Source organism: Novosphingobium resinovorum (genome assembly GCF_001742225.1).
Classification (GTDB): Bacteria; Pseudomonadota; Alphaproteobacteria; order Sphingomonadales; family Sphingomonadaceae; genus Novosphingobium; species Novosphingobium resinovorum_A.
Map to the genome: position 1 here is coordinate 196,591 of NZ_CP017077.1, position 24,256 is coordinate 220,846.

20 protein-coding genes are annotated in these 24,256 nt (G+C 60.3%); 14 read left to right on the plus strand and 6 right to left on the minus strand.

Going from position 1 to position 24,256, the window contains the following annotated elements; translation table 11 throughout:
- Window positions 1–203: 203 nt before the first annotated feature.
- Window positions 204–2,717 carry an ATP-binding protein gene (locus tag BES08_RS25970; RefSeq protein ID WP_069709741.1) on the minus strand — a complete coding sequence of 838 codons (2,514 nt, stop codon included), beginning with the start codon at window positions 2,715–2,717 and terminating at the stop codon, window positions 204–206.
- Between the two features lie 362 nt (window positions 2,718–3,079).
- Complete coding sequence (locus BES08_RS25975) at window positions 3,080–3,985, minus strand: LysR substrate-binding domain-containing protein (protein WP_069710186.1); 906 nt, start codon at window positions 3,983–3,985, stop codon at window positions 3,080–3,082.
- A gap of 114 nt (window positions 3,986–4,099) precedes the next feature.
- Here BES08_RS25975 and BES08_RS25980 point away from each other — a divergent pair, with 114 nt between their 5' ends.
- The 4 genes from BES08_RS25980 (at window position 4,100) to BES08_RS25995 (ending at window position 10,528) form a co-directional block, all read left to right on the plus strand.
- The gene (locus BES08_RS25980; RefSeq protein ID WP_069709742.1) at window positions 4,100–4,852 is read left to right on the plus strand and encodes an SDR family NAD(P)-dependent oxidoreductase; all 753 of its coding nucleotides are present in this window, start codon (window positions 4,100–4,102) and stop codon (window positions 4,850–4,852) included.
- A gap of 147 nt (window positions 4,853–4,999) precedes the next feature.
- The gene (locus BES08_RS25985) at window positions 5,000–8,410 is read left to right on the plus strand and encodes an ATP-binding protein (protein WP_156799977.1); all 3,411 of its coding nucleotides are present in this window, start codon (window positions 5,000–5,002) and stop codon (window positions 8,408–8,410) included.
- Window positions 8,394–8,765: a response regulator gene (locus BES08_RS25990; RefSeq protein WP_069709743.1), complete on the plus strand. Its 372-nt coding sequence runs from the start codon at window positions 8,394–8,396 to the stop codon at window positions 8,763–8,765. Before BES08_RS25985 ends, BES08_RS25990 begins: the two co-directional genes overlap by 17 nt.
- A gap of 278 nt (window positions 8,766–9,043) precedes the next feature.
- On the plus strand, window positions 9,044–10,528 hold the full coding sequence (locus BES08_RS25995) for an ISNCY family transposase (RefSeq protein ID WP_037520338.1): 1,485 nt from the start codon (window positions 9,044–9,046) through the stop codon (window positions 10,526–10,528).
- 600 nt (window positions 10,529–11,128) lie between these two features.
- On the opposite strand, the gene BES08_RS26005 is transcribed toward BES08_RS25995, so the two are convergent.
- The 3 genes from BES08_RS26005 to BES08_RS26015 all read right to left on the minus strand — a co-directional run bounded on the left by BES08_RS26005 (window position 11,129) and on the right by BES08_RS26015 (window position 14,986).
- Window positions 11,129–13,021, minus strand: a complete 1,893-nt coding sequence (locus tag BES08_RS26005; protein ID WP_197524533.1) for a PAS domain S-box protein — start codon at window positions 13,019–13,021, stop codon at window positions 11,129–11,131.
- A 575-nt stretch (window positions 13,022–13,596) separates the two neighbouring features.
- Window positions 13,597–14,490, minus strand: a complete 894-nt coding sequence (locus BES08_RS26010; RefSeq protein ID WP_069709746.1) for an SDR family oxidoreductase — start codon at window positions 14,488–14,490, stop codon at window positions 13,597–13,599.
- A 46-nt stretch (window positions 14,491–14,536) separates the two neighbouring features.
- Window positions 14,537–14,986, minus strand: a complete 450-nt coding sequence (locus BES08_RS26015) for a DUF4142 domain-containing protein (protein WP_338043881.1) — start codon at window positions 14,984–14,986, stop codon at window positions 14,537–14,539.
- A 259-nt stretch (window positions 14,987–15,245) separates the two neighbouring features.
- Here BES08_RS26015 and BES08_RS32145 point away from each other — a divergent pair, with 259 nt between their 5' ends.
- The 4 genes from BES08_RS32145 to BES08_RS26035 all read left to right on the plus strand — a co-directional run bounded on the left by BES08_RS32145 (window position 15,246) and on the right by BES08_RS26035 (window position 18,303).
- Entirely contained in the window at window positions 15,246–15,686 is a 441-nt protein-coding gene (locus BES08_RS32145) for a DUF3597 domain-containing protein (protein WP_083274829.1), read from the plus strand.
- A 163-nt stretch (window positions 15,687–15,849) separates the two neighbouring features.
- Window positions 15,850–16,026, plus strand: coding sequence for a hypothetical protein (locus BES08_RS33760; protein WP_197524534.1), 177 nt, complete (start codon window positions 15,850–15,852; stop codon window positions 16,024–16,026).
- 109 nt (window positions 16,027–16,135) lie between these two features.
- Window positions 16,136–17,794, plus strand: coding sequence for an FAD/NAD(P)-binding protein (locus tag BES08_RS26030; RefSeq protein WP_231958448.1), 1,659 nt, complete (start codon window positions 16,136–16,138; stop codon window positions 17,792–17,794).
- The gene (locus BES08_RS26035) at window positions 17,791–18,303 is read left to right on the plus strand and encodes a DUF1543 domain-containing protein (protein WP_036530018.1); all 513 of its coding nucleotides are present in this window, start codon (window positions 17,791–17,793) and stop codon (window positions 18,301–18,303) included. The genes BES08_RS26030 and BES08_RS26035 overlap by 4 nt, the downstream gene beginning before the upstream one ends.
- A gap of 53 nt (window positions 18,304–18,356) precedes the next feature.
- Here BES08_RS26035 and BES08_RS33190 read toward each other — a convergent pair whose 3' ends face one another.
- Entirely contained in the window at window positions 18,357–18,608 is a 252-nt protein-coding gene (locus BES08_RS33190; RefSeq protein WP_155986472.1) for a hypothetical protein, read from the minus strand.
- Window positions 18,609–18,853: 245 nt separating this feature from the next.
- Between BES08_RS33190 and BES08_RS26040 the strand changes: the two genes are divergently transcribed.
- The 6 genes from BES08_RS26040 (at window position 18,854) to BES08_RS26065 (ending at window position 24,224) form a co-directional block, all read left to right on the plus strand.
- On the plus strand, window positions 18,854–19,672 hold the full coding sequence (locus BES08_RS26040) for an alpha/beta fold hydrolase (protein ID WP_036530020.1): 819 nt from the start codon (window positions 18,854–18,856) through the stop codon (window positions 19,670–19,672).
- 216 nt (window positions 19,673–19,888) lie between these two features.
- Window positions 19,889–20,698: a hypothetical protein gene (locus BES08_RS26045; protein ID WP_231958449.1), complete on the plus strand. Its 810-nt coding sequence runs from the start codon at window positions 19,889–19,891 to the stop codon at window positions 20,696–20,698.
- A 39-nt stretch (window positions 20,699–20,737) separates the two neighbouring features.
- A complete protein-coding gene (locus BES08_RS26050; protein ID WP_036530022.1) occupies window positions 20,738–22,126 on the plus strand; it encodes an NAD-dependent succinate-semialdehyde dehydrogenase in 1,389 nt (462 codons plus the stop codon).
- A gap of 8 nt (window positions 22,127–22,134) precedes the next feature.
- Complete coding sequence (locus tag BES08_RS26055) at window positions 22,135–23,229, plus strand: alkene reductase (protein ID WP_036530023.1); 1,095 nt, start codon at window positions 22,135–22,137, stop codon at window positions 23,227–23,229.
- Window positions 23,230–23,327: 98 nt separating this feature from the next.
- The gene (locus BES08_RS26060) at window positions 23,328–23,621 is read left to right on the plus strand and encodes a plasmid stabilization protein (protein WP_069709751.1); all 294 of its coding nucleotides are present in this window, start codon (window positions 23,328–23,330) and stop codon (window positions 23,619–23,621) included.
- Between the two features lie 21 nt (window positions 23,622–23,642).
- Window positions 23,643–24,224, plus strand: a complete 582-nt coding sequence (locus tag BES08_RS26065; RefSeq protein WP_036530026.1) for a flavin reductase family protein — start codon at window positions 23,643–23,645, stop codon at window positions 24,222–24,224.
- Window positions 24,225–24,256: the final 32 nt, after the last annotated feature.

The window sequence follows — 24,256 nt, forward strand, 5'->3', positions numbered from 1 at the left end:
TAGCCCTTGAGCTTGCCTAACGGCTGCTCCTCCTCAGCAGTAGTGTCGGGCGATGTCTGCCGCTCCTGTTCGCAATTCAGCTCGGCACCCAGCAAATTTGCCACAAACGCGCTCTTCAACAGTGGGCGGCTGGAGCCGGGAATGTCGGTTCCGACAAAGCCGGGCGTGGGGACGTCAGGTGCCCGGCGGCCAAGTCGAGTGTATCAAGCAGAAGGGACGCCAATGATCATGTCGTGGACCTTCAATGCCAATGCGTCCGCTGCAAACGGCTTTGTCATCATGTCCATGCCCCCACCTAGAAAGTCGGATCGTATCGCGGCATTCTGCGCGTATCCGGTGATAAAAAGCACTTTGAGCGCTGGTCGTACCTCGCGGGCGATCTCCGCCAATTGGCGGCCGTTCATTCCCGGCAGACCGACATCGGTGACCAGAAGATCGATGCGTTCGTCCGATTGCAGCAGTGGAAGGGCCGATGTTGCGTCGGTGGCCTCGATGGCGTTGTAGCATAGTTCACGAAGGACTTCAGTAACGACGAGGCGCACCGAAGGATCATCCTCTACGACCATTACGGCCTCACCGCTCCCGAGCGGGAACTGGGCCTCGCGCCGCTTCACGACTTCCTTTTCGCCATGGCTGCGAGGTACGAACAGCTTGACCGTGGTCCCAAAGCCAAGCTCGCTGTAAATACGAACATGTCCACCTGACTGCTGGGCAAAGCCGTAGATCATCGAGAGGCCAAGTCCGGTGCCCTGACCGACAGGTTTGGTTGTGAAGAACGGCTCGAACACCTTTTCGATCGTCGATGGGGCCATACCGATCCCGGTGTCGCTGACGCTCAGGATTACGTACTGGCCTGGCTCAAGGCCCGGATGATCTCGGGTGTAATGTTCATCAAGATAGGTATTGTCGGTCTCGATGATGAGGCGGCCACCGTCGGGCATCGCATCTCGGGCGTTGATGCACAAATTGAGCAACGCACTTTCAAGCTGGTTGGTGTCGGTGGAAGCTGCCCACAGATCGGCCTGGAAATGCGTCTCCAACACCGTCTGCTCGCCGAGTGTCCGCTCGAGCAACTCGCTCATGCCGGAGACCAGACCATTGATGTCTGTAGGTTTCAGATCGAGTGATTGCCGTCTGCCGAACGCCAGCAGTCGCGACGTGAGCGCAGCCGCGCGCTGAGCGGAAGCATTACCGGCATTGATGTATCGATCGACCCGGTCAAACCTGCCGGCAGCGATATTGCGCTGGATCAGATCGAGACTGCCGACGATCCCGGTGAGCATGTTGTTGAAGTCGTGCGCGATGCCGCCGGTCAACTGTCCTATTGCTTCCAACTTCTGGCTGTGCCGCAGAGCCTCCTGCGCAGCCTCCAGCTCAATCTTGCGCGCATTGGTTTCGGTGAGATCGCGGCCAACCGCTACGAAGTTGATGCCATCGGGTTCCGGTGCGGCGGTCCATTCGATGCTTTTCCAACTGCCGCCCTGCGCGGCGATGCGGTTTTCGAAGCGTGCAGGCTCACGTGATTGCGCCATCCGCGCGATGACCTCCAGTGAATGTGCCACATCGTCCGGATGGATGATGGCGGTATACTCGCGGGTAAGCAGATCGTTCTCACTCCAGCCCAGCACCCGCGTCCAGGCGGGATTCACCGCCGACATCATTCCTGCGAAGTCCGCGCGCGCAAGCATATCCTGCGACAAATCCCATAGCCGATCGCGCTCCGCACGGGCACGTTCGATGGCCGATTTGACGCGCTCGCCGACTTCCTGGACGAGCATCTCCTCCGCCTGGCTCCAGACGCGCGGCGTCGCGTTCTGCACCGCGAGGAGACCCACCCACTGCTCCTCCTCGAACAACACAACGTCGATGAAAGCGCCGACCTCCCTGGCAGTCAGGCCTTCGCGAGCGGGGGCACTCAGCCGATCGTCGCCGGGGACATCATAGACGACCACCGGAGCCCCGTTGCGATAGGCAGCCAGCAGATCAGGCCCAAACGAGGCAAGCGAATGGACGCCCGCGATCGAGCCGACACTGCGTGAATAATCGCGCTCAACGGTCATCATGCCGCTGCTCGTGATCTCGGCATAGAAGACCCGGCTGGCATCGAGCAGTTCACCGACGCGAATTGCGGCAAGATTGGTGATCTCGGCGGGCGTTTTGAGCGACCGCAGATCGTCGGAGAGGGAAAGGAGGAACGCGCTGCGCCGCTGCGCCGCAACCCGTTCGGTCGTCTCGGAGAGGATGCAGATGACGCCCGCAGGATTTCCCTCTGCATCGGGAACTGGCGAGTAGTCGAGATCCATCCAGACCTGCTCGGGTGCTCCATTGCGCAGCAGCGTCATTTGCTGGTCGCGGTAGTGCGCGGTCTCGCCTGAAAGACCTTTCCTGATCACTGCATCGTTGAACGCGGCGACCTCGGGCCAGCTTTCACGAACTGCTGAGCCGAGAGAATCCGGGTGGCGACCACCTGCGAAGTTCGAATAGGCATCATTGTAGAGCATGACGCCGATCTGTCCCCACATCATCACCATGGGGACGCGCGAGCGCAGTAAGAGCGAAAGAGCGCTGGTGAGGCACTGAGGCCATTGCGCTATGGGCCCCAGAGAGCTTGTAGACCAATCTCGGTCTGCAATCAGTTCTGCGCAGACGCCGCCGCCCTGCAGGAACGGGAATGCTGTCTTTGTAGGGGTAAGGTCGAAAATCGGCGCAGTGAACATGGAACGGGGCCCTGAAGCCGCTTTCGGATTGCCGGTGTGGCAAGGTGGCGCGCGCTTGTTTATGGGCAAGGCATAGCCGAATTCGCGCCTATCTGGAAATCTCGTTCTACCCGCTTCCCTACATACATCGCTGCATGAATTCGTCCCGATCTTCCTAATGGCCACCAGCATAGTGTGGGGATGCGATTGGACAGGCGAATACCGACGCTATCTCATTTGCATCCGCAACCTATCGTTTGATAGTCGGCCATCTTGCCCATCCAGTTTGGAAAAGCTGCCCGTCCGCACCCGGGCATCGGAATCTGGTGGCTAAATGGCGGCAAAGGGTCGTCCATGATCTCGCGGTTCACCCGAACTTGAACTCAGAGCGCCGTCGCTACGACCTCGCGGGGAAAACCTGCCGCGAGATGATCGATCAACGCTCGCACGGATGGCGGTAGACCCCGGCGGGTCGTGAAGACAAGGTGCACAATGCCTTGGAGCCCGCGCCAGTCGGGCAGAACGTGGGCCAGCTTGCCGGCGAGCAGCGCTTCGCGACAAACGTGGTCGGGCAGTATCGCGATGCCGAGGCCGTCGATGGCGGCGTTGCGTACCGCGGCCATGTCAGTGCAGCCCATGCGCGGCGCTGTGCGGATCATATGTTTGCGGCCATCCTCGGTCTCCAGGTGCCATTCGAGATCGTCCGCGGCGTCATCGGTGGCGAGCGTCGGCAGGTTTGCGAGCTGCTCCACCTGTTTGATCTGGCATGCCAGTTCGGGGCACGCGACGAGGATGCGCGTCGATCTGCCTAGCGAGCGCATGGTAAGCGCGGCATCGCTGGTCAGCGTGGCGCGCACGCGCAAGGCAAGATCGATCCGCTCCTCGATCAGGTCCACCGCGCGGTCTGTCGCGACGAGCTGCAGGCGCACCTTTGGATAGCGGGCAAGGAACGCGGATATCAGCCCCGAGATGGGCTCGACCATGCCGGTGGGACAGCTGAAGCGGATGCGGCCATGGGGTTCGGTCTGTGCCTCGAGTACCAGCGCCTCGGCCTGCTCGGCTTCGGCGAGGATGGCTCGGCACCGCTCGTAGAAGGCAAGGCCGGTGTCGGTCACGCGGAAGCGCCGACTGGATCGTTCGATAAGGCGTAGGCCGAGGCGCTCCTCCAGCCCGGCGATGCGGCGGCTCAACTTGGACTTAGGCTCCCGGAGCGCGCGCCCCGCCGCGGCAAAGCCGCCGTGCGCCACCACTTCGGCAAAATAGCCATAGTCGTTCAGGTCGATCCGCATCATCGTTCCTCCAGTGGAACGCTAAGTGCCACATCTGCTGTCTACACGCATCATCGTTCTGAGGGCATCTCTTCTGGGCAACGGCGGTTCGCCGGAACACGAAGGGGAAAGACGATGACGAAGAAATTCAATGGCAAGGTGGTGGTGGTGACCGGTGGCACCAGCGGGATCGGTCTGGCTACGGCCAAAGCTTTCGCCGATGAGGGCGCATCGGTGTTCATCACCGGGCGGCGGCAGGAAACGCTCGATACCGCGGTGAAGGCAATCGGCGGGCGCGTCATCGGCGTCCAGGGCGACATGGCCAAGCTCGCCGACATCGACCGGCTCTACGACGCGGTCCAGCAGCAGCATGCGCAGATCGACGTGGTCTTTGCCAATGCCGGCGGCGGCGAGATGATGCCGCTCGGCGCGATCACCGAGGAGCACTACCAGAGCACTTTCGACACCAACGTGAAGGGCGTGCTGTTCACCGTCCAGAAGGCGCTGCCGCTGCTCAAGGACGGAGCCTCGGTGATCCTCACGAGTTCGACCACGAGCATCTCAGGCACGCCTGCCTTCAGTGTCTATTCGGCGACCAAGGCGGCAGTGCGCAACTTCGCGCGCAACTGGATCCTCGACCTCAAGGATCGCCGCATCCGCGTCAACGCCATCAGCCCCGGCGTAACCGAGACCGCCGGGCTCGACCATCTCTTCGGCGGCAGCGAGCAGGCGGCGGGCACCAAGGACTATCTCGCCAGCCTGATCCCCGCGGGCCGGATCGGTCAGCCCGAGGAAATCGCCAAGGCCGTACTGTTCCTCGCCTCCAACGAGGCAAGCTTCGTCAACGGCGTCGAACTCTTCGTCGATGGCGGCCAAGTGCAGATCTGATCACCACGCTCGAAGGCCGGATGGCTTGTCGCCTCGGGTGGCGAACCATCCGGCCGTTTGGCCGCCGCGTAGAAAAAACCGGACCGGCCGAAATCGGGAAGCAGAATTGGGCCGCTGAATGGCGACAAAGGGTCGGAACCATCAGATTTGGCAGGTCGCGGATACGGCCCACGTGTCTCTGCAAACGTTCGCAAATTCCTCAGTCTGGAAATATTCTGCGGTTTTGCGGCACTTTTTGAGGGAGGAAACGTTGATGGCATGCCATCAATGCCGCACTTCGTCTCATCAGTCCTTCCTGAAAGCCTACAATTGCCTCTTATCGATACGCCGGGCCAGCCTGCGGCACAGCAACTTTTCTCCGGCTCCGGTGAAATCCGCTCAATAGGTCGGGATTTGGATTGGACGCAAACGCCGCTGGGATCTGTAGCGAGCTGGCCGCAGAGCCTGCGCTCGACGGTACGCACTTTGCTGTCCTCACAATATCCGATGGTTCTGACGTGGGGCGGCGAATTTACCCAGATTTACAACGATGCCTATTCCAAGCTGATTGGAGACAGACATCCTGCCGGACTTGGCACCGACATTCGGATAACGCTTGCAGAGGCATGGGGGACGCTTGGCCCGATGATCGAGCGTGTAATGGCGACGGGCGATGCAAACTGGACACCGGCCTTACCCCTCGAGATGCATCGTTCGGGATATCGTGAAGAGGCTTACTTTTCGGTGAGCCACGCTCCGGCGGAGGATGACGCTGGTGTGATCACCGGAATGCTTGCGGTGTGCTCGGAGGTGACGGAGCAGATTGTGGGGGAGCGCCGCCTGAAGCTGCTTCGCGAGCTCGCTGCCAGGGCGGGCAGCGCGGTGCAGACGAGGCAAGCTGCGCTCGATATCATGGCCGCGCTTGCGGATGATCCGCTCGACATACCTTATGCTGCGCTGCTGCTGCGCACTGCAACTCGTCATGAGGTTGCCGCATCCTTCGGTCTTGCACCCGATATTCTCAGCCAAATGGGAGAGGGCGGCGATCCCTGGGGCTTGTCCGCTGCACTGAGTGGCTCCAGCTTCGTCATTGACGCGGCCAACACCCATGTATCTGCGCATGGCGGCGCCTACCTTGACCCTGTAGTCTCGGCTATTTGCCTGCCCGTTCTAGGTGAGCAGAATGCGGTCGATGGTCTTTTGGTGTGCGCAATTTCACCCAATCGGGCTCTTGATGAAGCGTACCGCTCCTTCTTCGAGCTTGTAGGTGGGCAGGTCTCCGTTGCGATACGCAATGCCGAGGCGCGTGAGCACGAGCAGCGCCGCGCGGCCGAAATGGCCGAACTCGATCGGGCCAAGACGGCGTTCTTCTCCAACGTTTCGCACGAATTTCGAACTCCGCTCACGCTGATACTCGGCCCCCTCGAGGAAGCGCTGAGCGATGAGCCCACCTCTATGCCGGCGCATCGCGATGCTCTCGAGCTTGCGCACCGCAACGCACTCCGCATGTTGCGTCTCGTGAACACCCTTCTAGATTTTTCCCGAGTGGAGGCGAGCCGGATGACAGCAGCGCCCGAGCCTGTCGATCTCACTGCGCTGACGGTTGACCTGGCGTCGAATTTTCGGGCGGCGATCGAAAAGGCCGGTCTGGATTTTCGTGTCGCGGCATCGCCGCTGTCACGGCACGCCCGCGTCGATCGCGAAATGTATGAGAAGATCGTGCTCAACCTCGTTTCCAACGCCTTCAAGTTCACCAACGAAGGGTCGATTGAGGTCCGTCTCAGTGAGACAGACAATGCTGCCGTACTGACGGTCAGTGACACCGGAGCTGGCATTGCTACCCACGAACTTGATAACATATTCGTTCGGTTCCACCGCATCGCCGGGCAAAAATCTCGCAGCCATGAAGGCTCGGGTATCGGCCTGGCGCTAGTCAAGCAGTTGGTAGAACTCCAGGGCGGCACTATCGTGGCCGAAAGCGCGGGTGAAGGGCGCGGGGCAGCATTCACGGTCAAGCTTCCTCTTGCGCAGCCCGGGACAGGCTCCGCTCCAGTCGGCTCAGTTGAACTCGAAACCACCTCTGCTCGCGCGAGTGCTTACGTCGAGGAGGCACGGCGATGGCTTCCTGAGCAGGCCCCGCTCTTGCCCGAGCCTGCTCCACACCGCCCACGGATTTTGCTGGCAGACGACAATGCCGACATGCGCGCCTACGTCCGCCGACTGTTGGCACCGGATTTCAACGTTACAGTTGCCTCTGACGGCGCTCAGGCTCTGGCTTTGGCCCGCGAGACGAGGCCGGATCTTGTGTTGTCGGATATCATGATGCCGCACCTGGATGGATTCGGGCTCCTTCGCGCGCTTCGAGACGACCCTGCAACGCAAACCATCCCCGTCATTTTCCTTTCTGCCAAGGCGGGTGAGGACGCACGAATTGAAAGCCTCGAGGCTGGCGCAGACGATCATCTTGTGAAGCCCTTCAGCGCGCTCGAGCTGCGCGCGCGTATTGGCGGTGCGCTCGACCTCGCCGAACTGCGCGGCGAAAAGGCGGCCCGCGAGCGGCTTTCCAGGGCGCGGGAGCAAACCGACCTTGCTCAGGCTGCGCAGTGGCGCAGCGAACAGCACCTTCAGGCGCTCACTGACGCCCTACCTGTGCTGATATCCCATGTCGATTGTGACTTGCGCTATCGATTTGTGAACCGCGCGTACGAAGGCTGGCTGGGCCGCCCGATCGACGAAATCCTTGGGGCCCGCGTTGAGGACATGATCGGCTCGGATGCGCTTGCCCACGTTCAAAAGCACATTGACGCCGCGCTGGCCGGTGCGGAAGTTCAATTCGAAACCTTCATGCCATATTCCGGCATCAGGCCGAGACATATTCGCGTGGATTATATCCCGCAACGCGGGCCTAATGGCTCGATTGAGGGCTTCTATGGGCTGGTTCAGGATATAAGCGAGCGCAAGCTCGCCGAGCGGCATCGCGAACTGCTGGTCGATGAGTTGAACCACCGCGTCAAGAATACGCTTGCCGTGGTACAGTCAATTGCCGCGCAATCCTTCAAGGGGGATCGCGAGCCTGCAGAGGCGCGCGCAGCATTCGAGGGCCGCCTGCTCGCGCTGTCCGACGCGCATAATCTACTTACCCAGGAGAGCTGGGATTACGCCATGCTGGCGGACGTTATCGCGAATGCGATTCACCCATTTGGTGGGGGCCGTTTCGATGTCGCTGGACCGGCGATCGCCCTCGAACCAAAGGCCGCCGTCAGTATCGCGCTTGCCCTTCACGAGCTTTGCACCAACGCCGCCAAGTACGGCGCTCTGTCAACGGCCAAGGGGCGCGTGAGCGCTTCCTGGTCTCTGGAGGAAGGGCCGGATCCCAAATTCCATCTGGCTTGGGAGGAGCGCGATGGTCCGCCAGTGGCCCCGAGATCGAGGCAGGGATTCGGCTCGCGGCTCATCGAGCGCGGTCTTGCAGCCGAACTTGGTGGCACTGCGGAGATGTCCTTCGCGCCTGCCGGCTTGAAATGCTTCATCACAGCGCCGCTCGCCAACTTGGGAGACCGCAATGTCTCTTGCGGGTAAGCGCGTGTTGGTCGTGGAGGATGAGATGCTCGTAGCCATGAATATCGAAGACACGCTGACCGAACTGGGCGCAATCGTCGTCGGCCCGGCCATGCGTCTGGATACCGCGCTGGATTTGGCGGAACGAGAAGAGTTTGATCTCGCGATGCTGGATGTGAACATTCACGGGGGACGGTCCTACCCGGTTGCCACGTTGCTGAAATCGCGCGGCGTGCCTTTCATATTCGCCACCGGTTACGGTCACGCGGCCGATGTGGACGAGTTCAGCGACATCGCCACCTTGGCAAAGCCGTTTCGTGGCACAGATCTCGAGCACGCCCTCTGCAACGCTCTTCGCTCATCGTCGAGACCTTGAGGCGCGTCGTTATGACACCCTGATGGGCGTCGGCGCGGGAGGTGGCATTTCGATAGCGTGGAACGTGCGCGGCTCCCGCAAGTTGGATCAGCATGAAAACGACATCGACGCTCATGGCAGCCGCAGCGCTGGCCTGTACGATCGCGGCCTGTGATGGTCCGAAGGTGTAGCGCGACGATTACGGAGTCCGGCGCATTGCCTCAATAGAATTGTTCCCCAAGGCATAGTCGTTGCCTCATCAAGAATGCTCCCGAAGATATTGATTGTGGAGCAGACAAATGAGGAGGGTCAGCATGATGACGCGCGACGACATGATTGCAGCAACTGGCGAGCGGTATCGAAAAGGCGATCGCGCGAATCGAGGGAAGATCCTCGATGTATTCACGGCCATTACAGGCTTTCACCGCAAGCATGCGGCCCGGATCCTGCGCGCTACAGGGCGGCGTGAGCGGGGCGCGCCAAGACCGGAGATGCGTCTCTACAACGACGAGATGGACGGCGCGCTGGTGACGCTGTGGGAGGCCTCTGACCGGGTCTGTGGAAAGCGGTTACACGCAATGCTGCCGCTGCTTGTCGAGGCCATGGAGCGCCACGGACATATGACCCTGCTACCAGCCATTCGGGCTGGGATCCTTACCATGAGTGCGGCGACAATCGATCGCCGTCTGGCGCCGTTCCGCGAAGGGGCCAAGCGGCGGCGACGGGCACCACCGTCGGCGGCCGTGAAGGCAGCGGTCCCGGTCCGCACCTTTGCAGACTGGGGTGACCCGTCACCGGGGTTCTTTGAGGCCGATCTAGTGGCCCATTCGGGTCCGTCCGCAGATGGAAGATTTGTCCAGACTCTGACTCTCACGGACATTGCCAGCGGGTGGACCGAAACGATGCCGATTCCGTTTCGCGAGCAAGAGTATCTGGTGCAGGCACTGACCAAGCTGCAGCGATCACTTCCGATGCCGATCCTTGGGCTGGATACTGACAACGACACGGTCTTTATGAACGAAACTATTCAGGCTTGGTGTGCAGTTCATAATATAACCTTTACCCGTTCTCGCCCGTATCACAAAAATGACCAAGCGTGGGTAGAGCAGAAGAACGGATCCGTGGTCAGAAAGCTGGTTGGATATCGTCGATATGAAGGGCTCGAAGCCCTCCAAATTCTTGAAAATCTCTACGCCGCTTCGCGCCTGTTTGTAAACTTGCTTCAACCATCCTTCAAACTGATCTCAAAGGAACGTCATGGCGCCAAGGTTATCAAACGCTACGATAAGCCGGTCACGCCCTGTCAGCGTCTCCTTGCAGATGCCCGAGTCAGCAATGCTATCAAGACACAGTTGTCGACCATGCAGGCGAGCCTGGATCCCATCGACCTGCTCGCACGCATGCGTCATTGTCAGCAGCAACTGCTCAATCTTTCACAGGATGAGCAGGTTGAGGGGGCAATCCAGCCGGACGCGCGGCTTGGGGACTTTCTGGCGAGCCTCAAGGATGCTTGGCATTCCGGCACCCTGGAGGAACCGGCGCGTCCACAGCGTACTTGGAGGACCCGCGTCGATCCCTTCGCGGCGACGGCAACCGAGGTGACCGCCCTGTTCGAAAGCGCCATGGGGCAAACGTCTCGTGATTTGTTTGAACAGCTTTGCGCGGACCACCCCGGCCTGTACCTCCCAGGCCAGTTGAGGACTTTCGAACGACAGCGCAAACGGTGGCGAGCAGCGAAAGCCGACGCACTGATCCTCGGGGCTGCCGCAGTGGCGGCTGAATAGTGGCGCGAACGGCGCTCCATCCATTGCCTGTTCGCGCGCCGCTTCGCTACGCTCCGCAACCCGCGAACAGGCAATGGATGGAAAGATCTGGCCCAATCGGCTATGGGAACCATTCTGATGAGGCAACGGCAAACGCCTCGGGAACATCTTTGCTTGAGGCAACACGACCGGCCATCGTAGTTGTCGCCGCGCACCGAAGGAGAAGGCAGGTGCCGCGAAGGATGAAGCCGCTGCCAACGCTTCGGGTGTACCTTATGAGGGGAACGGGCCCGCTGAGCGCGCTGGCCGCGCTGCGGACCGCGTAGATCGTGCCGCCGCTAAGGCGCGTGATTCTCAGGCGGATGCGCTCAAGGATCAGGGACACGCTATCGAAGCGCAGGCAGATGCGCAGGCCGACAAGCTGGAGCAACAAGCCCAGGCAATTCGCAATGCCGCCAAAGCGAAGGCCAGAGATCTGGATAGGCAAGCAAAGACGCTAAAGGCGAAGCCCTGATTGGGCCGAAATGCGCATAGGCATCTCCTCTACGTCTGAACCGATGCCTTCCATCGATTAAACGTTCCAAGCCCGCCTGTCGCGTTCCTTATAGGTCGTGTCCATTGTCAGACCTTGGGGAAAACACGTTTGAGATCGACGCTGAAACGCGCCTGCACGCCTTCTGGAAGATATTCGACCAGCGCATCCCGGCTGCCGCAGATGCCCAAGGAAATAAGTCGCGATCCAAAGCCCTTTTGCGCAGGTGGCTTCACGACCGGGCCGCCCCGTTCCTGCCAGAGAAACTGGAAGCGGTGGTCGTCAATATGCCAACTGACCACCACCTGGCCTGCTTCATGTGACAAGGCGCCATATTTCACCGCGTTGGTCGCCAGTTCGTGAACGATTAGGGATAGCGACATCGCGGCTTCGGCGCTGACCTGCATATCAGTTCCGCACAGCGCGATCCGGCCGCTGTCTGCGCCCAGCCACAAGATGCGCTGAAGGAGCGTTGACATTTGCGTGGCGCTCCAGCTCGTCTGGAGGAGACTGTCGTTCGCCTGACCGAGCGCGACGATCCGGCTCAGGAGCGTTTCCCGTACCTCAGGATCGATGTTTCGCAAGGTTTGGGCAGCAAGTGACTGAACCATGGCGAAGCTTTTCTTCACGCGGTGAGACATTTCCCGCATCAGCAACTGCTTTTGCTGCTCTGCGGCCTTGCGTGCCGTCACGTCGATCGATGTCCCGGAAAATCGGTAAGGCTGGCCGGACGCATCGACCACCATCCGACCCTTGCATTCGACCCAGCGGATCTGTTCATCGGGGATGGCGAGCCTATAATCGACGAGGAAATCGGCACCATGCTCGAACACCGCCCGAATGCTGGCACGCAGAGCGGGGAGATCTTCGGCGACGACGTACTTTTGATATTGCTCTTCGGTAAGACCTTCGGTGCACCCGTCCACTTCAAGGCCATAAAGTCGCGCAAAATTGGCATCACCGTGGATGCGATCCGAAGACACCATCCAATCCCAAAGACCCACAGAGCCGCTAGCGGTAAGTGCCATCTGCAGGCGCTCATCTTGCAGGGCCATACGATCCTGGAGCACACGCGACTGGGTTTTGTCGCGCAAAACCTTTACGAAGCCGATGATGACGTCATCCGCATCCTTGAGCGGCATCATTTCTCCGCTCGCCCAGAATCTATCTCCGCTCTTGCGAATGTGCCAGCGCTCATCGGCCCCTCGGCCGTTGGCTAGAGCCTGCCTCATCTCTTGGCTTGGTACTGCGGCGGCGCGGTCCTCCGGTGTGAAAAAGACCGAGAGATCGCGACCAACAATTTCCTCGGCTGTCCACTGGAGAATATTGGCTGCACCGGCATTCCAGTCGGTGATGGATCCTGTGCGATCCATGACGATGATGGCGTAGTCGATGGCGCTGTCGAATATCGACTGAAAGCGCAGCGCGGCGTTAGCGAGCTCATTCTTGACCTCACGCTCCTGCCTCGCGACCTTGCGCAATTCCAATTGGCTCATGACCTGCGTCGCCAGCATCTGCAAGGTGAAGCGTTGCAGCTCGCTCAGCCCTTCAGGACGTGTCCGGGTATCCAATATGCAAAGCGTACCGATCGCGAGCCCTGCCTGATTTTTAAGCAATGCGCCGGCATAGAATCGAATGCCGCCCGCCGCGTCGACCAGGGGATTGGCCGCGAACCGGCTGTCCTTCGTCGCATCGCGAATTTCCAGGAAATCCTCCTCCAGAATCGCGTGAGCGCAAAAGGAGGTATCGAGCGGGGTTTCTCGAACGCCAAGACCCATTTCAGCCTTGAACCACTGTCGATCATCTCCAACGAGATTGACGACTGCGATCGGCGCCGCGCAAACCGCAGCGGCCAGTTTCACAACATCATCGAACTGCTGTTCGCGCGGGGTATCGAGAATATCATATTCGGCAAGCACCGCACTGCGGCCCGGTAAATGAGCATCGGGAAAACAAAAAAATTCGTTTTGTGCGTTGCTCAAATCACGGCTCCATGCGCTAGACCGATCTGTCAGCTGCTGAAGATCTATAGCCGCGGCTCCGGTACCATCGCCACATATAAAACGCCGCAAACCATGACTGGCAGTCGCTGCATGGCCGAGGCCCTTTCCACGCGAAAGTCGAGGTTGGCCGCACATTCTTGACAACCCGTATGATGATCGGGCCGCAGCCGGGAAAAAGCCCGGCACCTGATTTCAGGGCCGGGCAAGTTGAGTAGGGCGGTTTAGCCCTTCGGGTCGCGACGCAGCCATACCGCAGGAATATGTATATCAGAAGGCAATTCAGATCGCTCATCCGAATTAGATGGAATTGTTAACTTCGCTCAGAGAAATTCACTGTGAAAATGAAACGTATTCGTAAAAATCCAGGCAGTTAAGTTATGTGTGAAGGACGGTGGGCGTTGTGGGGCCGGGTGCTACCGATACCCAACGCCCTGGCGACACCATGCATCGCATGCGACGAGCTTTCATGGGGGCGCGCATGCAAAGCCCCGGCGGGAGTACCACTACACTACTGCCGCCGGCCCACCCCCACACTCTATCGAGCATCTATCGTTTCAGGCGATCCCAGCGCCGCCGGTCACGCCGAAGACTTCGCCGGTGATGTAGCTGCCCTCTTGCGAAGCGAGCAGGACGTAAACTGGTGCAATCTCCACGGGCTGACCGGGCCTACCGAAACGACTGTGCTCGCCGAAATGCGCAACCATTTCCTGAGGCTGTCCGCCGCTTGCCTGAAGCACGGTCCAGAACGGTCCCGGCGCTACCACGTTGGCCCGTATGCCCTTTTCCACCAGCTGCTTCGCCAATGCTTTGGTGTAGGCGACAATGCCTGCCTTGGTGGTCGCATAGTCGAGCAGGATGTCCGATGGCTCATAGGCCTGAACCGAGGCCGTGGTGATGACCGAGGCGCCGACCGGGAGATGGGGCACCGCCGCCTGCGTGATCCAGTGCCGGGCGTAAAGGTTGGTCTTGATAGTCTTGTCAAAATCATCAGACGTGACTTCGCCAACATTCTCACGCCACTGCTGACGCCCCGCATTAATGACAAGAATGTCGATCCCTCCAAGCCCCTTCACCGCGTCCTCGACGAGCTGACGGCTCCAGGCCTCGTCGCTTACGTCGCCGGGCAGCGCTACGGCGTTGCGGCCCGCCTCCTCGATCAGGGCGAGAACTTCGCGCGCATCCTCCTCTTCGCTCGGCAGATAGGCGATGGCGACGTCCGCGCCCTCGCGCGCAAAGGCGATAGCAGCCGCACGGCCAATCCCGGAATCGCCACCAGTGACAAGCGCTTTGCGCCCCTTGAGCTTGCCCGCGCCGATGTAACTTTTCTCACCGTGATCAGGTCGAGGCTCCAGTTTGCCTGCGATGCCTGGACGCGGCTGCGGCTGTTTGGGAAAGGGAGGCTTGGGGTATTGGGTGCGGGGGTCCTGCATGGTCAGCCGGTCGGGCATGATCGCTCCTTGGGTCTATGGGAATTTACGGGCGGGGCAAGGGTCGTCAGAGGGCCTTCGCCATGTTGAGGTGAGCGGTGACTGTGGGGACCAATTCGGTTGCGAATGTCTTGAGCGATGCCTGATCCTCGCCCGCTGCGTAGCCTTTGAGCGCATCCAGCGTGGCCTGGTGAGCGCTGACCTGTGCCTTGGCATAGGCCTCATCGAACGCGGCGCCTGTTTTACTCCGGAGGTCGGCAAGCTGTGCATCCTGAGCCGCGGTCATGCGCGGGGCCGGGGTAATCGGCGGTGTGGCAGCCGCTGCGGCTGCGGTCAGCTTCTTGGTAGATCCGGTATGAGCCTTGACCATTTGTTCGGCAAACATCTTCACCTTGGCGGACTGGGCTTTCTCGGCTGCGAGCTTCGATGTCTCGATCTCGAACATGTCGCTCGCAGCCGCTATGTTGGCAAAGACCTGCGCCGGGCTCTCTGCCGAAGTCATCCCGGTTTCGTTCATGGCATCTGCAGCCGGCGCGGAGGTCATTTCGGTGGCGGGCTCAGAGTCTTCTTGTTGCAGGCGCTGAGGCTGAGAACGGCCAGGGATGCTGCCATAAGCGCGTTATTCTTGATCACGATCTGTGCTCCGCGTTGAGTGGTGGGCAATGAGGGCTGAACGATCGGCAGCACGAAGCCGTTCCGCTCAACCATCGACGTGCTGACGCGTTTGAGGGTCTCACCATCGCGTTATCAACCGCGCCATTGTCGAGGAGAGGAGCATGAGCATCTTCGGAAATATCCTGAATAAGATCTTCCATCATGGGACCGAGAAGAAGGCCGATCCTGCAGCCAACGTGGGCGCGCCCAAGTTTGCTCCGGCACCTTCGCCAACGTCCCCTCATCCAGCGTCTGCGGCCCCATCGCCTGCACCCGCAGGCCCCGTTGCGGCAGCGCAACCTTCCGTCGACGTCGGCGCAGTATTAGAAGCCATGGCCTCGATGAAGGCGGACCATGGCGGCAATTACCGCACGTCCATCGTTGATCTTCTCAAGCTTCTCGACCTCGACTCCAGTCTCGCCGCACGCAAAGAGCTTGGGCAGGAACTGGACGTCCATGTCGGAGCGGATGGCACAGCGGAGCAAAACATCGCGCTGCATCGGGCGGTTATGGACAAGCTCGCCAGCAATGGCGGCATCGTCCCGGATACCTTGCGTAGCTGAACATGTATAAACATTAGCGGCGCGTTCGATGTACTCCCGCTGCAGGACGAGGTGAATCTCTCCCTTGCGATGAGTAGAGCAGCGTTTTTGGAACTGTTTCTGTCCCTCGCGCACTTTCATCCTGCAAGGAGCTGCAAAATGCGGACCAGTGCAGGAGATGATCATGAGCATTGAAGGTAAGGCGAAGGAAGCGGCCGGCTACGTCAAGGAGGAGCTCAACGAGCACGGCAAGTCCCCCGAGAGCCAGAAGAAGGCTCAGGAAGGCCGCGACCTGCGTAACGAAGGTCGGATTGAGGATGGCAAGCCGCCGAAGACCTCCGAGCCCGGCACAAGGCAGTGACCAAGGAACCCCCGCTTCGGCGGGGGTTTTCTTTCACCAGCCATCATCTCGGCGAACATCGGCGCTTGCCTGTTTCATGCGGATATCCGGGGGTTGTATGACGTGTTCTGTGGCTATCGTGGGCGCTGGCCCTACCGCCATCTACACCTTGAACGCCTTGCTCGCGCTGCAGCCCGCACCCTTCGAGCTCACCATTTTCGAAAAGCAGCCGTTCATCGGCAAAGGCACTCCCTACCGCCCTGGTTGGAACGATCCGGCGATGCTTTCCAATATCGCCAGCATCGAGATACCGCCTCTCGCGACAAGCCTCGTCGCATGGCTGCACGCCCAGAGTTCGGAGCGACTCGCGGACATGCACATCGACCAGGCTGCCATCGATGACCGGACATTCTATCCACGCGTGGTCTTGGGCGAATTTTTCTCCGAACAGATGCAAATGCTGCTGGAGGAGGCCGCCTCTCAGGGGGTCGTCGTGACCGTGCGCACACGGTGCGAAGTGCTCGATGCCGTCAGCGGGCCTGACGGAATGACCTTGCGCGTCCAGCCCCATCGCGGCGAATGCTTCGAAACCACCTTCGACCACGTCATCCTTGCCACCGGGCATCAATGGCCGGAGCAACCCGAGGTCAGCCTGGGGTATTTCGCCAGTCCCTGGCCGGCGAGCGAGATCGAGAAGATCCCGGCGACCCATGTCGGTATTCGGGGCTCGTCGCTCACCGCCATCGACGCTGCTGTTGCCCTGGCCATCGCACATGGCGATTTCGTGGAGGCTGAACACGGCGGCATCACCTATGTCCCTGCGCCAGGCACTGAAGATTTCCGGATGACGATGCTGTCGCGCAAAGGCCTGCTGCCGGAGGCCGATTTCTATTTTCCGATTCCCTATGAGCCTTTGTCGATCTGTACCGCAGAAGCGATCAACGAGCTCATCGACGCCGATGATCCTTTGCTTCTGGACCGGACGTTCGAGTTGTTCAAACGGGAGCTTGCCGCAGCGGATGCGTCGTACGCGCAAGAAACGCGTCTCGCATCGCTCAACCTTGAAGATTTCTGCGAAGGTTACTTCAGCCAGCGCCTGGCCACCGACCCTTTCGAATGGGCTCGGCACAATCTTGCAGAAGCGCAGCGCAACTACGAACGACATCATGTGGTAGCATGGCGCTATGCGATCCTGCGCATGCATGAAGTGATCGAAGGCATCGTCCCCTATCTCAGCGACTCCGACTTCCTGCGATTTTCGCGGTACCTCAAGACCGCCTTCATCGATGACTACGCGACCGTGCCCCATGAATCGATTTTGCGCATGCTCGCCCTCCATGAGGCCGGAAAGCTAGAGGTGATCGCAGTCGGAGAGGACTACCAGATTGATCCGCACGGCGTCTTGAGCGGGGCGCTACTGACATATGGCTCGACAAGATTCCATTTTCCGGTCTTCATTGAAGCGACCGGCCAGCGCGTACTTTCTGCCAAGGATTTCCCCTTTCCCTCGCTTCGCGAGCAGGGGATCGTCCATGACGTCGATGCCTCGACCGAACACGGTCCTCTGCGCGGTATCGCCATCGACGACCGGTTTCACCCCATCTCCTCGCAGATCCCGGCAGACCAGCTTTTCTGCGTCAGCCTTCCTTTCATCTTGGGGCGGCACCCGTTCGTGCAGGGGATCACAAGCTCACATGAGATTGGTCAGATCGTGGCCGCTGAACTGGTTGCCGCACTCGGCCGCCGATGTGACACCGACGAGGAAGTGAAGGAATTGGACGAGCGATGAAGCTTTTCGCAATCTACATTGGTGGCGAACACCCCTGCGCGAATATCGAGGTGCACGATGTGCGCTTTGTGCTCGCCGACAGCATCGAAGGGGCGTTCCCAATCCTGCGGGAACAATGGTGGGGTGTGCCCAGAAGCCTGCATGTCGATTGCTGGGCCGAGGTCACCGAAGCGGATGGCTTTGCGATCTCACTGAGGCCCGAGCCCTTCGAAGGGGAGGAAAAGCTCTATTTTGTTAATCTGGGCGGCTACCAACCGAAAGAGTTCGCCGAGCGGCATCGCAACGTCTTCGTGGTTGCGCATAGTGGATCAAAGGCGAAATACCGTGCGTTGAAAATGGTGAAGGACTGGATCGACCCGCACAAGGACGATCTCTACGAGGCCGAGCACGCCTATTGCCTGAGCGACGAACCGGTGGGTGAGCGCCTTTTCGTGCACCTCACGCCAATCGACCGCCACGAGCAACCAGAGTTCACCTGTCGCTACATACCGATCAGAAAGGCGAGTTGAGGGAGCCTCCCCCTTTGCGTTGAGATGCGCCGTAGGCGCTTTACCCGTCGCGGCTACTCATCTTCCTCGGGAAAAATCGGATCGCGCTGCGTCCCCGACTGTACGCCCGCTTCTCGCAGAGCGCGGTCGTCCGCTCGACCTTTTTGCGCTTGAGTGGGGTTTGCCCCCATTCCTCCGCTTGCTCGAAGATCCGGGCCGGGATCCCGGCGCTCGGCCTCCAGCGAGCGTATGCCTTCGGCTGTATCGTCCGGGGCTTCGGATGGGGCGACCCGCTCCTTGCGCGGTTCGTGCTGCACGCTTTCCATGACTGTCTCCAGACTTCTTGATCGTGGAAAGCCCGACAGGCGTGCTGCGTTTCCAGGGTCCGAGAGATTGGTGCTGGTTCGTGGCTTACTCGCGATAACGCGCCGCGAAACCGCCTGACGGTTTTGGCTAGACGATGGAACGGCGTGTCTTCAGCGCCTGCGGCTGGGAAAGCGACGAGCGGAGTGAACCATCACAGTCTGTCACGGTTAGGTCAGCAGGCGATCTACGCCAAGGAGCGTTCTGAATGGCTTTCATCGAAGCAAAAGACGGCACCAGCCTTCACGTCAAGGACATGGGTCAAGGTAAGCCGGTGGTCCTCATTCATGGCTGGCCTTTGACCGGCGACATGTTCGAGTACCAGACCTTGGCCCTTCTCGAAGCAGGGTGCCGGGTTATCACCTATGACCGGCGCGGGTTCGGGCAGTCCGGGCATGGTGCCTCCGGCTACGATTACGACACCTTCGCAGACGATCTTGCAGCGGTTCTGGACGAACTCACCCTCGACAATGTCACCCTAGTCGGCTTCTCGATGGGCGGCGGCGAGATCGCGCGGTATCTGTCGCGTCATGGCGCAGCCCGGATCGCAAAGGTGGCGCTGGTGAGCAGCGTGGTGCCCTATCTGCTCAAGGGAAGTGATAATCCTGATGGTGTCGACGAGAGCGTCTTCGACACCATGAAAGCGCAGATTCGTGAAGACCGGTTCGCATTCTTGCAGGACTTTGCAAAACAGTTCTACGGAGTCGGTTTCATCTCGAGCCCTGTTAGCCAGGGGATCCTCGACTGGAGCTTCCTGCTGGGCGCAATGGCGAGCCCGAAGGCTACCGTCGATTGCATCGACGCATTCGGAAAGACCGATTTTCGGCCTGACCTTGCCTCCTTCACCGTCCCCACCCTTATCATCCATGGCACCGCTGACAAGACGGTCCCCATCGATCCTTCCGGGAAGGCTGCGGCGGCGGGCATACCGAGCGCCGAGTTCATCGAATACGATGGCGAACCGCACGGTCTGTTCGCAACGGCACCTACGAGGCTGAACGACGACCTTATTCGTTTCATCGGCTGATAGCGAGGGCCGGGTTTCGACTGCGAGATCCGGCTCCACGCCGGAAAAAGATCCAGATCGGCCAGCAGCGCGAGATTTCGGTCGGCCAATTAGCCCCAACACCATTGGGGTTATGAAGGGTCGGCGCGATAGTCCGAATTCGTTCGGACGGTCCCACCCCTGCAAGGCTTCGTCCCTCCGCCTGCTGGTCATCGGAACGAAGATCGATGCAGACGCTTGGACTGCCATGCCCCAACTCATCCTCGAGCAGCAAAGAGCAGCCCAGGCATGAAACACCTTGCCGAGAGCTTCTGGAATTTTCGCGGCTCCTTCAGGGTCGCGAAGGTTTTCGACGTTGGGACGCACATGTCCCTCGTTCGCAAGGCCGACGGTCAGTTCACTTTGATCGACAGCTATGCGGTGTCGGGTGATGAGCGCGAGGCGCTGATGAGCCTCACGAACAACGGGCGGGCCATCGACACCATCATCAACGTGCACCCGTTTCATACCCTGCATTGTACCGCTGCCCATGAAATCGCTCCGCACGCGCGCCTCTACGGCACGCAGCGACACCGGGAGCAGGCGCCCGAACTGCCTTGGGAGCGGGACGTGATGGAAGACCCGGCAACCCAGGAACGGTTCGACGATCTGGATTTTTCCGTGCCAGCGGGCCTCGATCTGGTGACGACTGACGACAGCGTGCATGCCTCCTCGGTTCTCGTGCGTCACCGCCCCAGCGGTATTGTCCATGTCGACGATACCTTGATGGTCCTCGCCGCCCCCGGCATGCTGGGAAATATCTTGCCGCAGTCGCGCCTGCGCTTTCATCCGATGCTCGCCAAGGCGCTGCAGCAGCGCTCAAGAGCTGCCGACGATTTCGCGGCATGGGCCCAGGCCTTGGCGCGCGAATGGGCTTCGACACGCATCGTCTGCGCGGCGCATTCGGCGGTGCGACAACTTGAACCTGGCGGATGGCATGCGGAGCTGACCCATGCGCTTTCGGCGATCCGCAAGACACTCGACCATCACCGTGCGCAGCACGGCTGATGTGAGCACTATCCTTCCCTTACCGAAAGAATCCAAACTATGAGCGACAAGCAAATCCGCACGATCAATCCGCTGACCGAGGACGTCATTGCGACGTATTCCCTCATGTCGGACGAGGAAGCTGCGGCGACCGTCTCGGCGTGCCACGAGGCGTTTCTCGAATGGCGTCTGCGCAGTCTCGAAGACCGGGCCGGCGTGATTGCCGCCATCGGCCAAGAACTGCGCGATTCCAAGGAGGAATTCGCCGCGCTGATGACCCGCGAGGTCGGCAAGCTGATCGGTGACAGCCGCAGCGAAGTCGATCTCGTCGCTGCGATCTGCGACTATACCGCCAAGCAGGGCCCCGCGGTCCTCGCTGACGAGGAGCGATCCGCCGACGGTGCGACAGCTTATGTCGCTCATGCCCCTATCGGCGTCGTCTACGGCATCCAGCCTTGGAATTTTCCTGCGTATCAGGCGGTGCGCTATTCGATCGCCAGCCTGATGGCCGGTAACGGGGTACTGCTAAAGCATGCCGAAAGCTGCACCGGCAGCGGCCTGTTCCTGCGCGATCTCTATGAGCGGGCGGGTCTGCCCAAGGGCCTGTTCGGTGTGCTGCTGATCTCTCACGAGCAGTCCGACACGGTGATCGAAAACGATCTCGTGCGTGCTGTCACCCTGACCGGCAGCGACAAGGCAGGGCGAGCGGTCGCCGCCAAGGCCGGCGCGCTCGTCAAGAAGACCGTATTGGAGCTGGGATCGAACGACGCATACCTCGTCCTCGACGATGCAGACATCGACCTGGCCGTCGAGACGTGTGTTGCGGGACGCATCTACAACAACGGGCAGACTTGCGTGAACGCCAAGCGATTCATCGTTACCGACAGGAACCATGAAGCCTTCGTGGAGGCATACGTCGAAAAGTTCCGCGCCATTGCCATGGGCGATCCCACCGACGAGAAGACCGCGCTTGGCCCGCTGGTCAGCAAGGCCCAGCGTGACAAACTGCACGAACAGGTCGAGGAGAGCGTCGCCAAGGGCGCGCGCGTGCTTGTGGGTGGTCAGGTTCCTGACCGGACCGGATGGTTCTATCCCGCCACGGTTCTGGTCGATGTTGCGCCCGGGCAGCCTGCCTATGACGACGAACTGTTCGGTCCTGCCGCTTCAATCATTCGGGCCAAAGATGATGAGGATGCCATGCAGATCGCCAACGACAGCCGCTATGGCCTTGGCGGAGGTATCTTCAGCCGCGATGTCGAGCGCGCTCGCGAACTGGCTGCAAAGCACTTCGACACCGGCATGATCTTCATCAACACTTTCGACGTCGCCTCTCCCGATCTCCCTTTCGGCGGGGTCAAGACATCAGGCTATGGGCGCGAACATGGCCCTGAAGGGCTGAAGGAATTCGTCAACGTCAAATCCATCAAGATCGGCACCACCGCAAAGTGAGGAATATCATGACCGGACATTCCAATCTGTTCGAACCTTTGCGGCTCGGCGCGTTCGAGTTGCCCAACCGCGTCCTCATGGCCCCGCTGACACGCAGCCGGGCCCATGCGGACGGGACGCCCGGGGAACTCGCCGTCACCTATTACCGCCAGCGTGCTTCGGCGGGGCTCATCATTTCCGAGGCCACCCAGATTTCGCCAATGGGTAAGGGGTACATAGATACGCCCGGCATCCACAGCGAAGCCCATGTCGAAGGGTGGAAGGCTGTCATCGAAGCAGTCCATGCTGCTGGGGGTCGGATCTTCTGCCAGCTTTGGCACGTCGGCCGGATCAGCCATACGTCCCTTCTGCCGGGCGGCGCGCAACCGGTTTCCGCCAGCGCGGTTCGCGCCAAGGCCCAGACCTTCACAGCCGATGGCCTCACCGACACCTCCGAGCCGGTCGCGCTGGATGCCGATGGTATTGCAGCCACCCTCGATGATTACGAGACTGCGGCGCGCTATGCCAAAGCGGCCGGGTTCGATGGTGTGGAAGTGCACTCGGCCAATGGGTACCTGCTCGACCAGTTTCTGCAGGACGGTACCAACCAGCGCGAGGACGACTACGGCGGCTCGATCGAGAACCGCCAGCGTTTTTTGCGCGAGGTGATGGAGCGCGTCCTTTCCGTGTTCCCCGCTGATCGCGTCGGAGTTCGGCTCTCCCCACTTGGACAGGCGAACGACATGAGCGACAGCAACCCTGAAGCTACCTTCTCATCGGCTTATTGCATGCTGGCAGGACACGGGCTCGCCTATCTGCACGCAATCGAGCAGTTTACCGGGCAGGATACCGACGAGGATCAGCGCGCGCTACTGAAGCGAGTGCGAACTCTTTATGACGGGGTCTATATCGGCAATGGCGATTACGATGCCGACCGCGCCAGCGCAGCGATCGCCGCACAAGAGGCTGATGCCATAAGTTTTGGACGGTCGTTTCTCGCCAACCCGGACCTGCCCGAGCGTTTGCGCGTGGGTGCCGAACTGAACGCACCTGACAAGGATACGTTCTACGGAGGCGGCGCGAAAGGATACGTCGACTACCCCGCTTTGCCCCACATTCATTGATCGATAGCCTGATCGTGCAGCGCGGGGACAGAATCGCGCTGTTCTTTCGGACCAGTTCTCGGGAGCTGCAGTCCGTCGCCAGATAAAGGAGGATAAACATGCCTAAAGGTGACAAGAGCAGCTACACGGACAAACAGAAGCGCCGGGCCGAGCATATCGAGGAAAGCTACGAAAAGCGCGGCACCCCCAAGAAAGAAGCTGAAAGCCGGGCCTGGGCGACCGTCAACAACGAAAGCGGCGGTGGGAAAAAGTCCGGCTCGGGCCGAGGCAAGCCGGAAAATCGCAGCGCATCCTCTCGCGGCGGCAAGGCGCACAAGTCAGGCTCTTCAGAGCAGCGATCGGCTGCGGCTCGCAAGGGCTGGGAGACGCGGCGCCGCAACGGCAACGCATGACCGTCTCCTTTGTAGAACGCGATGTTGCCGGGGGTGCCTGTGGTTGAAAAACACGACCTGCCGGTACACCGGGCACGTGCCTTTCTCGAACCCGGCTCGATCTTGCTGGTGACATCTTGTCATGACGGCGAGCGCAATGTGATGACCATGGGTTGGCATATGGTGCTGGAGTTTACGCCTTCCCTTGTCGGCTGCATGATCTCTGCCGGCAATCATAGTTTCGAGCTGATACGTCAAAGCGCAGAATGTGTGCTGAACCTGCCAACCCTCGACATGCTCGACGCTGTCGTCGGGATCGGCAATTGTTCGGGCCGGGACAAAGACAAGTTCGCTGGGTTTAACCTTGATGTGCAGGCCGCCGACCACATCAGAGCTCCGTTGCTCACCGCGTGTCACGCGAACTTCGAGTGCCGACTGGCGGACGACCGGATGGTCAAGGACTACAATCTCTTCATATTCGAAATCGTAAAGGCGCACGTCGCGCCTCAGCCCAAGCACCCCAGAACGCTGCATTACACCGGGGACGGAGTGTTTGTTGTCGCGGGAAAAACAGTGAGCCGGCGCAGTGATTTTCGTCCAGAACTGCTTGGCAACGGCCGCTAAGAGCCCCAGCCTTGGTTCCGGAAAGATTTAGG